The sequence below is a fragment of the Zwartia vadi genome (assembly GCF_030410375.1).
Lineage (GTDB): Bacteria > Pseudomonadota > Gammaproteobacteria > Burkholderiales > Burkholderiaceae_B > Zwartia > Zwartia vadi.
In genome coordinates this window covers 39,175-53,010 of the sequence record NZ_JAUHHE010000003.1, presented here as the reverse complement: position 1 = coordinate 53,010, position 13,836 = coordinate 39,175, and the positions used below count along the sequence as shown (strand labels likewise).

13 protein-coding genes are annotated in these 13,836 nt (G+C 49.9%); 6 read left to right on the top strand and 7 right to left on the bottom strand.

Translation table 11 applies throughout. The features are described from left to right. The first annotated feature begins 52 nt into the window (after positions 1–52). The 4 genes from QWY27_RS03280 to QWY27_RS03265 are packed head-to-tail and all read left to right on the top strand — an operon-like array spanning position 53 to position 3,868. Entirely contained in the window at positions 53–991 is a 939-nt protein-coding gene (locus tag QWY27_RS03280) for a dihydrodipicolinate synthase family protein (RefSeq protein ID WP_290194693.1), read from the top strand. Positions 992–1,035: 44 nt separating this feature from the next. After that, positions 1,036–2,001: a Bug family tripartite tricarboxylate transporter substrate binding protein gene (locus QWY27_RS03275; RefSeq protein WP_290194691.1), complete on the top strand. Its 966-nt coding sequence runs from the start codon at positions 1,036–1,038 to the stop codon at positions 1,999–2,001. After that, entirely contained in the window at positions 1,991–2,689 is a 699-nt protein-coding gene (locus QWY27_RS03270; protein ID WP_290194690.1) for an SDR family NAD(P)-dependent oxidoreductase, read from the top strand. Before QWY27_RS03275 ends, QWY27_RS03270 begins: the two co-directional genes overlap by 11 nt. A 12-nt stretch (positions 2,690–2,701) precedes the next feature. Then, complete coding sequence (locus QWY27_RS03265) at positions 2,702–3,868, top strand: mandelate racemase/muconate lactonizing enzyme family protein (protein WP_290194688.1); 1,167 nt, start codon at positions 2,702–2,704, stop codon at positions 3,866–3,868. Between the two features lies 1 nt (position 3,869). Here the strand turns inward: QWY27_RS03265 and QWY27_RS03260 are convergent, their stop codons facing one another. The 7 genes from QWY27_RS03260 to QWY27_RS03230 form a co-directional block, all read right to left on the bottom strand. After that, entirely contained in the window at positions 3,870–4,694 is an 825-nt protein-coding gene (locus QWY27_RS03260; protein ID WP_290194686.1) for a hypothetical protein, read from the bottom strand. Between the two features lie 341 nt (positions 4,695–5,035). Then, positions 5,036–6,298, bottom strand: a complete 1,263-nt coding sequence (locus QWY27_RS03255; RefSeq protein ID WP_290194684.1) for a threonine/serine exporter family protein — start codon at positions 6,296–6,298, stop codon at positions 5,036–5,038. Beyond that, complete coding sequence (locus tag QWY27_RS03250) at positions 6,288–7,916, bottom strand: NAD-dependent malic enzyme (protein WP_290194682.1); 1,629 nt, start codon at positions 7,914–7,916, stop codon at positions 6,288–6,290. The genes QWY27_RS03255 and QWY27_RS03250 overlap by 11 nt, the downstream gene beginning before the upstream one ends. An 87-nt stretch (positions 7,917–8,003) precedes the next feature. Beyond that, positions 8,004–8,681, bottom strand: a complete 678-nt coding sequence (locus tag QWY27_RS03245; protein ID WP_290194680.1) for a cysteine hydrolase family protein — start codon at positions 8,679–8,681, stop codon at positions 8,004–8,006. Positions 8,682–8,683: 2 nt separating this feature from the next. Continuing rightward, positions 8,684–9,301: a hypothetical protein gene (locus QWY27_RS03240; RefSeq protein WP_290194679.1), complete on the bottom strand. Its 618-nt coding sequence runs from the start codon at positions 9,299–9,301 to the stop codon at positions 8,684–8,686. Positions 9,302–9,330: 29 nt separating this feature from the next. After that, entirely contained in the window at positions 9,331–10,299 is a 969-nt protein-coding gene (locus tag QWY27_RS03235) for a Bug family tripartite tricarboxylate transporter substrate binding protein (RefSeq protein ID WP_290194677.1), read from the bottom strand. A 25-nt stretch (positions 10,300–10,324) separates the two neighbouring features. Next, on the bottom strand, positions 10,325–11,125 hold the full coding sequence (locus QWY27_RS03230; protein WP_290194675.1) for an SDR family NAD(P)-dependent oxidoreductase: 801 nt from the start codon (positions 11,123–11,125) through the stop codon (positions 10,325–10,327). Positions 11,126–11,301: 176 nt separating this feature from the next. Here QWY27_RS03230 and QWY27_RS03225 point away from each other — a divergent pair, with 176 nt between their 5' ends. Beyond that, the gene (locus tag QWY27_RS03225) at positions 11,302–12,024 is read left to right on the top strand and encodes a FadR/GntR family transcriptional regulator (RefSeq protein WP_290194673.1); all 723 of its coding nucleotides are present in this window, start codon (positions 11,302–11,304) and stop codon (positions 12,022–12,024) included. A 133-nt stretch (positions 12,025–12,157) separates the two neighbouring features. Beyond that, positions 12,158–13,750: an ABC transporter substrate-binding protein gene (locus QWY27_RS03220; RefSeq protein WP_290194671.1), complete on the top strand. Its 1,593-nt coding sequence runs from the start codon at positions 12,158–12,160 to the stop codon at positions 13,748–13,750. Positions 13,751–13,836 lie beyond the last annotated feature (86 nt).

The window sequence follows — 13,836 nt, the reverse complement described above, 5'->3', positions numbered from 1 at the left end:
GCAGAAGTAAGCAGAATGAATAGGTCTCAATTCAACAAAGAGTATAACGACTATGCCACAAATCAAAAATTACAAAGGAATTATTCCAGCCATTTCCTGCCCATTTACCTCTGACTTCAGAATTGATGAGCCCGCTCTCAGAAAACTCGCCTCATGGCTGGCTAGCCACGATGGTGTCGTGGCTGTCATGACGAACGGACACACGGGGGAGGTGTTTTCCCTAACGCCGGAGGAGCGCGTGGAGGTCACGCGAATCGTTGCCGACGAACTTAAAGGAAAAACGCCTGTTATTTCGTCAATCGTGTGCGAGGGTCTTTCAGATGCAGCGGCTCACGCCAAAGCCGCAAAAGCTGCAGGTGCTGTAGCGCTTGATGTGATGCCTCCGCATCACTGGCTTAGATTTGGATTTACAAGAGATCACGCTCTTCAGTATTTTGATGCCATTCATCAGGCCACACCTGATCTTGATCTGGTTTGCCATGTCTATCCTGCCTGGACGCGCGCCTCTTACTCTTCGCAATTATTAGCGGAGTTAGCCAAGCTTCCCTATCTGCAGGCTTTTAAAGTCGGACAGCGCGACATGAACAAGTACGCTCGGGATATTCAGGCGATTCGTGAGGCCGATTCAAGTAAATCTATTCTGACCTGCCACGATGAGTATTTGCTGGCTTCAATGGTCCAGGGCGTGGATGGGGCATTAGTCGGCTTTGCGACCTTTATACCCCAACTGATTATCGATCTGTGGAATGCAGTCAAGGCCGGAGATCTCAAACAGGCTATGGCAATACAAGCAGTCATCACGCCTTTAAAGGATGCTGTCTACGGCGGAGGCGAGCCGACAGGCGAAGCGCATGCCCGCATGAAAAGTGGAATGTATCTGGCAGGAGTATTGGACAGCGCCACCGTTCGTCCACCAACTGAATTGCCTAATGCGCAGGAAATGGCTGCTTTGCGTGCGGCAGTTTCACAGGCTGGTTTATTGAAACGCTAAATTTGAAATCATTGAATTAAAAAATCCATTACGGAGAATGACAAATGAACACACGACGTATTGTATTGACAGCCTTTGCTGCCTTATTAGCGACGACTTCTCTGACTGCGGCCGCACAAAATTTTCCAAGCAAAGCTGTACGCGTGATTATTCCTTTCCCTCCCGGAGGAACGCTAGATTCAGTGGGTCGAACACTTGCCGCTAAATTAAGCGAGCAAACAGGTCAGCAGTTTGTCGTTGAAAACAGGCCGGGAGGTAATGGGACGATTGGTGCAGACGCTGTTGCAAAAGCACCGGCAGACGGATATACCTTGTTATTTAACGCTTCGACGTTCACAACGGCACCGATGACGATGTCCAAGGTTCCATACTCTGTCGTGAGTGATTTTGCCCCTGTTGCATTGGTAGCAAAGGCGCCTCTTTCCATCGCAATCAACAAGGATTTGCCAGTGACGGATATCAAGTCTTTGGTTGCTTATGCCAAATCAAAGCCAGAAAAAGTCAACTTTGCTGTAGGTTCGATTGGTTCGGCAGGACATTTGGCGACTGAGCAGTTAAAAAAGGCGGGTGGTTATGATGTCAATATCATTCCTTACAAGGGAACATCGCCGGCTCTGAATGATCTGGTTGGTGGTCGAATTGATGGATTCATCGATCCGATTTTGGGCTCGCTTCAATTTCACAAGAGCGGGATGGTTCGCGTGATTGCTGTGACCTCGGCGAGCCGCACCCCTAATCTTCCTGACGTACCTACAGTCTCAGAGTCGATCCCCGGCTTTGAAGCCTACAGTTGGTACGGCTTATGGGCGCCAATCAAAACACCGAAAGCCATACAAGAAAAATTGAATGCTGAGGTAAACAAGGCGCTCGCCTCCAATATCCGTGAAAACTTGATCAAACAAGGTTTGTTGGTCACAGATGGCTCGATAGCTGATTTCATCAAGTTCCAGAAAGAGGATATGGATAGATCTCAAAAAATAGTTACCGAGGGAAAGATTCGTGTCGAGTAAGTCAGCCAAAGTCATTCTCGTTTCCGGCAGCAGCTCTGGTATTGGACGAGCCATCTCAGAGCATCTGCTTGCAGCGGGATGGTTTGTGCTGGGGTGGGATAGGGCGGAGTCAAGCATTGACCATCCGTCTTATTCACACACCCAAATCGATCTTACTGATTTTGACTCTCTAAAGCGTGAATTATCTGAAATTAGAGTGTATGGCTTTGTCCATGCAGCAGGCTTGATGCGTGTTGGCAGGCTAGGCAATCTTGATTGTTCAGACGGGCTATTGATGTGGTCCATTCACGATCAATGCGCCACAGTTATGTCAAATGCCTTGAGTCCTTCCATGGTGAGTCAAGGTGGTGGACGGATTGTTTACATCGGTAGTCGCGTTGCTCAAGGTATGGCTGGCCGTGGCCAATATGCTGCGACTAAAGCCGCGCTTGTTGCAATGGCCCGAAGTTGGGCCGCAGAACTTGCACCGACAGGCGTGACTGTGAATGTAGTTTCTCCGGCAGCGACAGCGACAGCGATGTTGTCGGACCCTGATCGCGTTCAAAGTCAGCCACGTTTACCGCCAATCGGGCGGCTCATCGAGCCTAGTGAGATCGCGGCTCTGGTCTGTTTTTTGCTCTCTGAGTCGGCCGCAGCGATCACAGGTCAAGAACTCATCATATGCGGTGGTTCATCCCTTCATTCATAAAGTATCAGCAACATGAAAATCGTCAATATTCTAGAGTCCACACGTCCAATCAAATCAGATATCCGTAACGCTTATATCGATTTTTCCAAAATGACATTAAGTTTGGTTGCAGTCGTAACCGATGTCATTCGAGAAGGTAAGCCCGTCATTGGTTACGGCTTCAACTCAAATGGCCGCTATGGCCAAGGAAGTCTCATCCGCGAGCGTTTCGCACCTCGTGTGCTTGAGGCGGATCCTCTCACATTGCTCAACGAAGAGGGCTCCAACCTAGATCCGCATAAAATCTGGGCCCGCATGATGACTAACGAAAAGCCGGGAGGTCATGGAGAGCGTTCAGTTGCAGTCGGTACGATTGATATGGCGATTTGGGATGCGGTAGCGAAAATCGCGGAAAAGCCTCTTTTTCAGCTTTTGGCAGAGCAATACGGAAATGGAGTGGCTCAGCCTAGGGTATTTGTGTATGCGGCGGGTGGCTACTACTATCCGGGAAAAGGCCTTGAAAAGCTCGGTCAGGAAATGCGAAGCTATTTAGATCGAGGTTATTCGGTCGTAAAAATGAAAATCGGAGGCGCATCGCTTGCTGAAGACTGTCAGCGAATCGAATATGTTTTAAAAATGCTTCAGCCTGGACAACAGCTGGCTGTCGATGCCAATGGACGCTTCGATCTTGCGACTGCAGTCAGTTACGCAAAAGCTTTGTCCCAATATCCACTTTTCTGGTACGAAGAGCCAGGTGATCCGCTTGACTATGCGTTGCAAGCCAGACTGTCCGAGGTGTATCAGGGCTCGATGGCGACGGGTGAAAACCTGTTTTCGATGCAGGATGCTCGCAATCTCATCCGCTATGGCGGTATGCGAAAAGATCGCGATTGGTTGCAATTTGACTGTGCCCTGAGCTATGGGTTGGTGGAGTATCTCCGTACATTGGAAATGCTCAAGGAACATGGCTGGTCTGCAAGCCGTTGTATTCCCCATGGTGGCCATCAAATGTCTCTTGCCATCGCGGCAGGTTTGGGGCTTGGAGGGAATGAAAGTTATCCTGACTTATTCCAGCCGTATGGCGGATTTCCTGATGGCGTTCAAGTGAAAGATGGCTACATCGACTTACCACCGCTACCCGGGATTGGCTTTGAGGGCAAGTCTGATTTGATCGCAGCAATGCGTCTATTGGCTGAGTAAATTAAAACTGCCAAGTGACGCCAGTCATAATCGACCAGTTATATTCTCGACTGGGACTACCCAAGGCGCGATTACCCAGTAGACCCAAACCTAGTTGAAGGTTTTTAACGGGTGCATAGACCGCTCCGATTTGTGCGAAGGCGGCCTGGGAGCTCGTAGCGTTGGGATTAGTTTCTAATCCCGCATCAAGCCCCAGTTTCCATTGCTGATTTAACACCCAGACGGGCGAAACCGAGACGCCCCAGAGGTGTTTTGCCTGATTTTCCTCAGCACCGCTGTAGGATAGATTGCTGGTGTATCGGGCATTCAAATGGACTTCGTACTTTGGTTGAACGTAGGAGCTGATCAATGCGACGGTGCCATTTGTTTTGGCATTACCAAGGCCAGAGGCCTCCATGCTGCGTGAAACGGGAGTCAACAGTGCAGGCTTGATGGCAAAGCTCCAGCCCTCTTCGCCATTTCCCGCAAATCTCCATTTGACGCCTATCTCGGCATTCATCCAGCCATTGGTTGGAGAGGTTTGGCGAACAATGCCAACGAACATATCGAGATCGTCAGTCAGTCCACGTGTATAGGTCATAGGAAAGGCGTTGCTTGTGCCGTATTCGCCTTTGAAATAAGTACCATCTTCAGCAATCCCGATGCCTCGTTCTTTGATAAAGACATATTGAAGCTCAAGCTGATTGCCACCTTCACCTTGCGTGCCTGTGTCATCCGTGATGAATGGAAAGAAAGCATGACTCGCAGCAGAGATCGTGACGGCCGCTGTACAAAAAAAACGAAGCACTAAGCTTCGCAGTAGTTGATGATTTAAACGAATAGTCATGATTCAACTCAAGTTGATTTTAATATTGTGAATCATGCATTCTAAATCATATTTAGCGAGACTTTTTCCTACCTGATCCAATATCTATACGCGTTTTGATGTTCGGTCGCTGGTTAGGGTCGAAGATCTCCAGCAGGAAATCGATAAAAGCCCGGATTTTAGGTGAGGTAAAGCGCGATTTGACCGTTACGGCATGAAAAGTCCGTACGGAGGTATTCCAGTCTCTGTATAGATTAGATTGGAATCATTGTGGTCAACATTGGAGGCAAAATGAACAGTGACTTGGCGAAAGGACTATTCAATATATTTGAAGAAATCAAATAAGAAATCAAATTAACTGTCTAGCGTTCTCGAGCTTCAATCCAGCCATCGATCAGCATTTTGGGTGCAATCAGACCAAAGGTCATTGCCATGACAATGAGAAATGTCGCTGTGCCGTTGGCAACTACCTCGGCGAGCATGGACAGCGTTGCCGCACTTCCCGCCAGATACACTTCGACCAGACCGCTTGCGAGCTTAAACACAAAGATACCCGGCATCATCGAGACCACTGCGCTAAAGGCCAGCGCGGCAAAGGGAAGTTTGAGGTAGCGTGCGAGGATCGCTGTGACCGTGCCGGCGATCAGGCAGGCGACAAAAGCTCCCAGGACAACACCGCCGCCGTTTTCTAAAATCAGCCAACGGCTGGCATGACAAATCATTCCCACTATTATTGGTGCAAGCAGTATGCGCCAAGGCAGTGAAAAGAAAGCACCAAACGCAGCAACCGCTAAACCTGCAGAGAGGATGTCGAGCCAAAGAGGGACTTGCGTGGATAGCATGCCATCGGTCAACGAACCTTTTGTCATAGTGAGGCCCACCAACAGTCCTGCGCAGATTGCCAACAGGATCATGAGGCAGTAGGTAAGACGCGCGACACCCAGGCTGATCCGGCCCCTTGTGAGGTCAAGTGAGGCATTCAAAATATGCGCACCCGGTACGAGAATCATGCAAGGTGTAATGTCGACAAATTGCAGCTGCGTGTCGGAGAAAAAATATTGCGCGCCTCCGCCTACCAGACCCGCTACCCAGGCGGCAACGAGCGGTTGAACAAAAAGGTTTTCACCCGCGAGGCTGCGACGACATATCGCACCGAGTGCTGCGGCAAAAAAGATCAGCGCAAGTGTCAGGTGACTCGTCACACCAAAAATCAATCCGAGCGCAGACGCACCGAGACCCGCCATCAACACAAACCGAAGATTGCTGCTTGGTTTGAGTGCGGCAATGGCCCGCAACTCTTGTTCCGAGCGCAACACCTCTGTTTCGGTCAAAGGCATGGGACTGGCAGACAGACGATCAATCATGTGGGTGGTTTGCGCCACCTTGTTCATATCGACGCCTGTCGGTCGAATATGCACCATCTCATCGCGCCACAGGGTATGAACGTCCGCGCCAAGCGGTCGAAAGCGCAAGATAATCACATCCCACTGAGGCAGGACGATGGCTTCATACCCATAGGCACGGGCCAGTCGAGTGGTCGCCTCGATGACCCGCTGTGTCGTCTGGCCGTTTGCATGAAGCAGTGCCGCGGCCTGGGCGACATTTGCGATGCGGTCAGTCACCATAGACTGGCTTGTAGGCCATTTCCTGAATGTGTGCAGCAATATCCTTTGGTCGCTCGATACGCGCTAAACCGTTATCAAAGACATAGGTGGCGACTTTTGCTGCGGTATGCAGTGAAGCGGCCAGGATCTGTGACTGAGGCGGATAAATGAGCCCCGAGTTCAGATCTTCTTGTGTGACTTGTTCGGCAACGGCTTTAGCTGCGACGATAAACATTTGCTGCGTGACGCGTTTGGATTGAGTCGCCAGAACGGCCATGCCCATGGCGGGGAAAATATAAACGTTATTGCCTTGGCCTGGAACGAAGGTCTTTGGACCGAGCGTCACAGGATCAAAGGGGCTGCCGCTAGCAAAAATTGCCTGACCGTTAGACCATTTATAGGCTTCTTCAGCAGTGCATTCCGAGCGGGAGGTGGGATTAGAGTAGGGGAAAATAATAGGCTGTGCATTGATCTTGGACATTGCCTCGATCACAGGCTGATTAAAGAGCTTGGGAACGGTACTGACCCCAATGATGCCATTAGGTTTGATGGCGTTGATCGCATCCACGAATGACTTGCAGGGTGAATGCTGATGTGCAAAAGGTTTTTGAAAATCCGCCAGATCCGTGCGAGTCGATTCGACAAGTCCGTTGATATCAAATAACCAGTTACGCGCACGGGCCTGTTCGATCGTCAGACCTTCCATAACCATTGCTTCGCTGATTAGTTCAGCGATGCCTGTTGCAGCGGAACCTGCGCCCATAAAGAGAAATCGTTGGTCGGTTAGTTTCTGCCCGGTAATTCGCAACGCTGCATAGAGACCGGCGAGCGCAACGCCTGCAGTGCCTTGTATGTCATCGTTATACGTACAGATTTTATCTTTGTAGGTATTAAGAATCGAGACAGCATTGAAGTTGGCAAAATCTTCCCATTGCAAACAACATTTTGGATAAAGTGTTTGGACAGCATCGACAAATTCCGCAATAAATGCGTGATAGTTGTCGTCTCGAACACGCTTTTGGCGCAAGCCTAAATAAAGGGGGTCATCCAACAGAGTCTGATTGTTCGTACCAACATCCAGCGTGATCGGTAGAGTGAGTTCGGGGGGGACGCCAGCAACCGCAGTGTAAAGAGCGAGCTTGCCGATGGGGATGCCCATGCCGCCAACGCCTAGATCGCCTAGTCCGAGGATGCGCTCCCCATCCGTGACAACGATGAACCGGATATCTTTCTGAGGCCAGTTCGACATCAGCTCTTTTAGGCGTCCCTTGGCACTGATTGGCAGGTATAGCCCGCGTGTCGAGCGGAAAATATGATCGAATTTTTGGCAGGCCTCGCCCACAGTCGGCGTGTAGACCAGCGGCATGAATTTAGCTGGGTCTCCCATCAACACTGCGTAAAACAATGTTTGATTACGACTTTGCAAATCCATCAAAAACAAATATCGCTGCAGATCAGAGTCGAGAAGATCGAGTTGAGTGTGAACGCGCGCGATTTGCAACTCGAGAGTATCAACGCCGGGTGGCAAAAGACCCTCGAGGCCGGCGGCTTTTCGCTGCGCCTCAGTAAAGGCAGTCCCACGATTGACAAGTGAGTTGTGCAGGACCGTATAGCCTTTGTTTTCGATGGACGTCGACATCTCGAATGCTCCAAGTGCAAAGTGATTATTTTTAACGAAATGTTAAATAAAAACCTCGCTCATGCTAGCAGACTTTGATGAAGATTTTTATCGAATAAACTCCAGAGTTTCTTGGGTGCTTGCTACCTGACAGTAAATCCAATTGATTGTTTTGAGTTCGTTCTCATGCAACGCGTCGGTGGCGGCTGCGCAGGCATCATGGCAGACCACGACATCAAAACTTTCATCTGCGAGACTGCGCACGGTACTTGAGACACACTGGTCGGTGAAAATACCCACACAGATCACGTGGTGGATGCCGATGTTGTGAAGCATCAGTCTCAGGTTTGTTCCGGTCAGGGCGCTATCGGTTGTTTTTGTGACGACGATCTCGTCTGGTTTCGGGGCAAGCGCATCGATAATTTGGCTTGCATGCTCATCTTTTGGCAAGAGCAGATTATTAAAGCCCGGTTTACGTTGCGAAAGCGAGCGGTCTCGGCCATCTTTAGTCTGGCAGGCGATGCGTGCGAACATCACGTTCATTGAGCGATCTCGAAAACTCTTAATCAGTCGTTGAATATTTGGTATCACCAGGCCGTGCATGCGGTCCATAAAGGGTGACCATCGCGCACGTTCCTGGGGGTCGGATGATTCGGCCAGATAGGCGTTTTGCACATCGATGACAAGCAGCGCAGTCTTGGCAGGGTCCAGCATCAGTTCCGAAGGAATCGGCGCATGCTCGTAATAGAACGAGCGATAGGCGGTTTTCCAGCTTTCATGTGCCAAGATTAACTCTCCAGACACTCAAACATGTTGCGTTTGGTTTGGGTAAAGTGAGGACGGCAACGATCGCTCCATTCGGTATGTCTAATTTTGAGCCACTCTGGGGAGCCCATGACAGATCTGTCGACTAGGTCATAACAGGCAATGAAGCGCGGTCCATGATCAAGATTGATCATTCTCACAGCATGAATACAACCTGGAACAGCAGCGAGCCCGGGCATATGCTCCTTGTCGTACCATTTGCTGAGCTCTTTGCGCCAACCCTTTTCAGGCGTTGTTTCAACCGCATAGTGAAATCGAGGCGTTTGACCGATGGCTGCACCCGTTTGTTCAAAGACTTTCCGCAACCTTGAAGCAAAAGCCTGGCTCGCTTGACTGATTTTTTGCCATCGTCGTTCAATTTTTTGAATGTCTTTCTTACCCAAACGGCGCGGCTGTTCGAGCTTTAGATACAGGTGAAGTAGGCCAGACTGAGCATGATCAGGCTCCGCTGGCGCCCAGGCAGGGTAGATCACCGCGATTTTCTTGATCAAGTCTTTTACTTTGAGCCTACCCAGAAGTGCGCGGGCCTCGTCTTTTTTGACGTTGGCTTGCAATAAGATCAAATCTGTTTTTTGGCTCATGAAAAGACCTCAAGAATACGTGGATGGATTCACTGCGGTTGAATATTTTTTGTGCGAATAATCCGTTCCCATTTCGCCGTGTCTTTTTCTAAAAGATCTGCCAATTGTTGAGGGGTGGATGCGGCGGGTTGGGCGCCAGAGTTTGCCAGACGAGTTTTGACTGCATCATTGGCAAGAACCTTGGCGATCGCTTTGTTGATCCGCTCAATATCTGCTGGTGGTGTACCTTTAGACGTAAAAATAGCGTACCAGTTATCTGAGTCGACGCCTTTAATTCCCATTTCTTCAAAGGTTTTGACGTCGGGCAGGAGTGGATGGCGTTGCGTGGCGGCCAGTCCAACAGGTTTGAGCTTGCCGGCTTTGACGTTGTTGATCAAACCTGGAATATCACCGAAAAAACCATCCACATGCCCCGCCATGACATCTGTGATAGCAGGCGCCGCGCCTTTATATGGCACATGAACGAGGTTTGCACCCGTTGCGTCTGCGACTTGTTCCATCGCTAAATGAGGAACGCTACCCGCTCCAGAGGAGGCCATCGTGGTTCGCTGTTTTTTTGCGTTTGCCACAAACTCGGCAGGGTTGTTGGCAGGATTCTTTGGATTGACAACCAATAACTCGACGTTATTGACAACCAGAGAAACAGGTGCGAGGTCTTGTTTTGGGTTGTATGACAGCTTGGGGTAGAGGCTTGGATTGATCGCCACTGCTCCAACGCTTGTTAGCCAGAGCGTGTTGCCATCGGGCGCTGACTTGATCACGTAGTCGGCAGCAATGGCACCGTTTGCACCAGCTTTGTTTTCAACAATGACGAGTTGTCCAAGCTCTTTGGAGAGTGCGTCGCTGATGCTTCGCGCGACAAAATCTACAGGACCGCCTGGCGGGAAGGCTACGATCAGCTTAGTGGTTTTGGCTTGCGCCATGGCAATTTGTGGCATAGCTGCGGCCATCAGCGTGCCCAGCAACGCGCAAGCATATTTTTTGATTTTTAAATTCATCTTATGTCTCCAGAGTATCTCTAATTTATCCACAGCGCACGGACATGCCGCCATCGACGACTATTTCAGTGCCTGTTATAAAGCGTGCTTCGTCCGAGGCAAGAAAAACGGCCGCATTCGCCGTGTCTCGCCCATCGCCCATGAAGGGTAGTGGAATACGCGCTTGTCGTTGCTCAAGGAGCTTTTCCACATCACCACCTGAGCGCTGTCCTGCCAGTCTGACTTCCACCATTGGAGTGTGAAGCTGTCCGGGCACGATGGTGTTGACGCGGATGCCTTTCTTTGCGTATTGAATCGCCACGACCTTAGATAGCTGGATCACGCCGGCTTTGGTCGCGGCATATGCGACTTGTGCAGAACCCGTCCATCGGATACCAGATGTCGACGACATGTTGATGATGACGCCACTGCCTTGTTTTTCCATGATCGGGAGTACGTGCTTGCAGCTCAAAAAGACACTTTTGAGGTTGCTGTCCACCTGAGCGTCCCAGACATCCTCCTCTAGCTCGACGGGTCCACCTGCTGCTGAGCCACCGACGTTATTGATCAAAATATCAATTCGTCCCCATTTTTCAACGCATTGGCGGACAACCTCAGCAATTTGCGTGCTTTGCGTCACATCACAGGGCGCGGTATCAATTTCTCCCCCAGCCGCCTGGACACGCTCGATGGTTTCCTTCATCCGGGCCATGTCCTTGTCCACGCCAAACACTTTCGAGCCTTCTTCGGCGAATCGTACCGCCATGGCGCGGCCGTTTCCCCAGCCGGGCCCCACTGATCCTGCGCCCAAAATCAGGGCGATTTTTCCTTCTAAACGAGCGGTCATGCAGACTCCCAATTTTGTATTTGCAGCGTGTGGATTTTTTAAATTCCTTTAATGTAAATATAGGTGACTTAAGTCCTACTACAGGGGAGGGGTAATCCCTAGGCGCAAAACTTATTAATTAGATGTATCTTTCAAATTGGCCTGACCACTTGTCCACCTGACCAAAAGAGTTGATATTGAATTTTCCAAGCACGTTTAATCCAGTCAGCGTTCCAAGGCTGTTTCGGATGATCGCAGACCAGATCAAATTAAAGATTCAAGCTGGCGAGTACGGACCGGGTGCACGCCTACCATCGGAGCGCGACTTGGCCGAGGCACTCAGAGTGAGTCGACCGACGGTGCGGGAGGCATTAATTGCTCTGGAGATCGAGGGATTTGTGGATGTTCGTGTGGGGGCGGGCATATTTGTATCGAATCATCCCGGTCAGCCACATTCAGTCTCATCCATAGCGCAGGATAAAAATATATCCGGATATGGAGAAGTGGGTCCGTTTGAATTGATGGAGGCCCGGTTGATGCTGGAACCCCAGATTGCTGCCTTGGCTGCAGCAAATGCCACACCAGCACAGTGTGAGGAAATCCGTCTGACAGCGCTGAGTCTGCACAATGCTGAGAAGCCCGGTCATGCAGACCGAGAGTTTCATTTGGCGATCGCGCGTGCCTCAGGCAATACGGCTTTACCTGTCATGGTCAGGGATCTTTGGGCCCTGCATGATAACAGTGAGGTGTTCACTCGTTTGGATGAGCACATTGCGACAGAGTCGGTCTGGAAAATCGCACAAAACGAACATGATGAGATTGTTCACGCCATCCTCGCAGCGGATGCTCAGGCAGCCGAAGAAATGATGCGTAAACACTTGAGCAGTATCTATAACCGACTCAAAAAAGATTTGCTGTGATGGAAAAAACTTCCAACTCGCAAAGTAGCAAGGAAATGACGACATTCTGCCGGAACGTCATTTCTGGAGTAAAGATTCCGGCTAGTCGGGTCGTGGAAATCCGCCCCGTTTTGTCCACCACATGAGGGCTAAGATGAAGTATTTCACAACAAGTTCAAACTTCAAAAAGGCTGGTCTCGCTGCCGCGATGGCATTGACACTTTTGTCTGCGGGTACAGCTGCGACTGCGCAAACGCGCGGCGGGACACTGACTGCGATTGTGCAGCCAGAGCCTCCCATTCTGATGCTTGGTCTCAACCAGCAAGGACCAACACAATATGTCGCCGGCAAAATTTATCAAGGTCTGTTGACTTATGATGAAAAACTCAAGCCCTTACCCTCGTTGGCCAAGGCCTGGCGTGTTTCAGAAGATGGTTTGACTTATACCTTCGATCTGCAAACAGGCGTCAAGTGGCATGATGGCAAGCCTTTCAGCTCTGCGGATGTTGTATTCAGCATGGACAAGTTTCTACGTGAAACACATCCTAGAGGGCGACTGGTTATCAACAAATATGTAGAGACCATTACAGCCCCCGATGCGAATACTGTCGTGATCAAGCTCAAAGAGCCCTTTGCGCCGTTCTTAAGCATCTTTGTTGTAGATAATATGCCAATGGTGCCCAAGCATATCTATGAGGGGACAGACTATCGGAACAATCCAGCTAATCAGACACCGATTGGCACAGGTCCATTCAAATTTGGTGAATGGAAAAAAGGTTCCTACATCAAACTAGTTCGCAACGATGACTATTGGAAACCAGGGATGCCGTATCTTGATGAGATCGTCTTCCGTGTCATCCCTGATGCAGCCTCGCGTGCGGTGGCGTTTGAGAAAGGTGACGCGCAAGTTTTGCGTGGAGGAGATGTGGATAACGTTGAGGTCAAACGCCTCAAAGCCCTGCCTAATGTTGAAATGACAACAAAGGGCTGGGAAATGTATTCACCACTTTCATTCATGTTCATGAATCAAAGAACGGCACCTTTTGATAATCTCAAAGTGCGCCAGGCTGTGATGCATGCACTCAACCGAAAATTCATCGTCGACAACATTTTCTTTGGATTGGGAAAAGTGGCAATCAGCCCCTTGGCCTCCACAACGCTTTTTTTTGAACCCAAAGTCGCACAATATGACTATAGTTTGAAAAAAGCCCGTGAGCTTGTCAAAGAGTCGGGTGTGAATGTCGGTGCCCGCACCATCAATCTGGTCAGTTTTCCTTATGGATCGGGTTGGGATCGCTTGGCTGAATACACCAAGCAAAGTCTTGAGCAGATCGGTTTCAAGGTCAATATCGTAGCAACGGACGCAGGTGGCTGGGCTAAGCGCATTGGTGACTTTGACTTTGATCTCACGTTTAACTTCACCTACCAGTATGGTGATCCAGCGATCGGTGTCGCCCGTCATTACCTTTCAAGCAACATCGTCAAGGGTTCGCCTTTCGTCAATAATCAGGGCTATAAAAACGCCAAGGTTGACGAATTGTTGAATAAAGGTGCCTCGACAATCGATCCTGCCCAACGTCAAAAGCTTTACAGCGAAGCACAAAATATTCTGGTCAATGAGGTTGCCAACGGCTTCCTGTTTGAAATCGAATATCCAACTTTCTATCGCAAAAATGTCAAAAATCTTGTGACGACCGCAATTGGGTTGAATGAGAGTTTTGATAATGTCTGGATCGAGAAGAAGTGATTTAACTCGAACGTGTGTTTAAAGGACACGGGTGGATCTCCACCTGTGTCCGGTGCGCGAGAGGCACCTCGCTGGTAAGGCCAAAT

Bases quoted from the DNA above. Each gene is read 5' to 3' on its own strand.
- QWY27_RS03230 (WP_290194675.1), bottom strand. From the start codon at position 11,125: ATGACCGCTCGTTTAGAAGGAAAAATCGCCCTGATTTTGGGCGCAGGA.
- QWY27_RS03220 (WP_290194671.1), top strand. From the start codon at position 12,158: ATGAAGTATTTCACAACAAGTTCAAACTTCAAAAAGGCTGGTCTCGCT.
- QWY27_RS03235 (WP_290194677.1), bottom strand. From the start codon at position 10,299: ATGAATTTAAAAATCAAAAAATATGCTTGCGCGTTGCTGGGCACGCTG.
- QWY27_RS03255 (WP_290194684.1), bottom strand. From the start codon at position 6,298: ATGGTGACTGACCGCATCGCAAATGTCGCCCAGGCCGCGGCACTGCTT.
- QWY27_RS03260 (WP_290194686.1), bottom strand. From the start codon at position 4,694: ATGACTATTCGTTTAAATCATCAACTACTGCGAAGCTTAGTGCTTCGT.
- QWY27_RS03280 (WP_290194693.1), top strand. From the start codon at position 53: ATGCCACAAATCAAAAATTACAAAGGAATTATTCCAGCCATTTCCTGC.
- QWY27_RS03275 (WP_290194691.1), top strand. From the start codon at position 1,036: ATGAACACACGACGTATTGTATTGACAGCCTTTGCTGCCTTATTAGCG.
- QWY27_RS03250 (WP_290194682.1), bottom strand. From the start codon at position 7,916: ATGTCGACGTCCATCGAAAACAAAGGCTATACGGTCCTGCACAACTCA.
- QWY27_RS03265 (WP_290194688.1), top strand. From the start codon at position 2,702: ATGAAAATCGTCAATATTCTAGAGTCCACACGTCCAATCAAATCAGAT.
- QWY27_RS03240 (WP_290194679.1), bottom strand. From the start codon at position 9,301: ATGAGCCAAAAAACAGATTTGATCTTATTGCAAGCCAACGTCAAAAAA.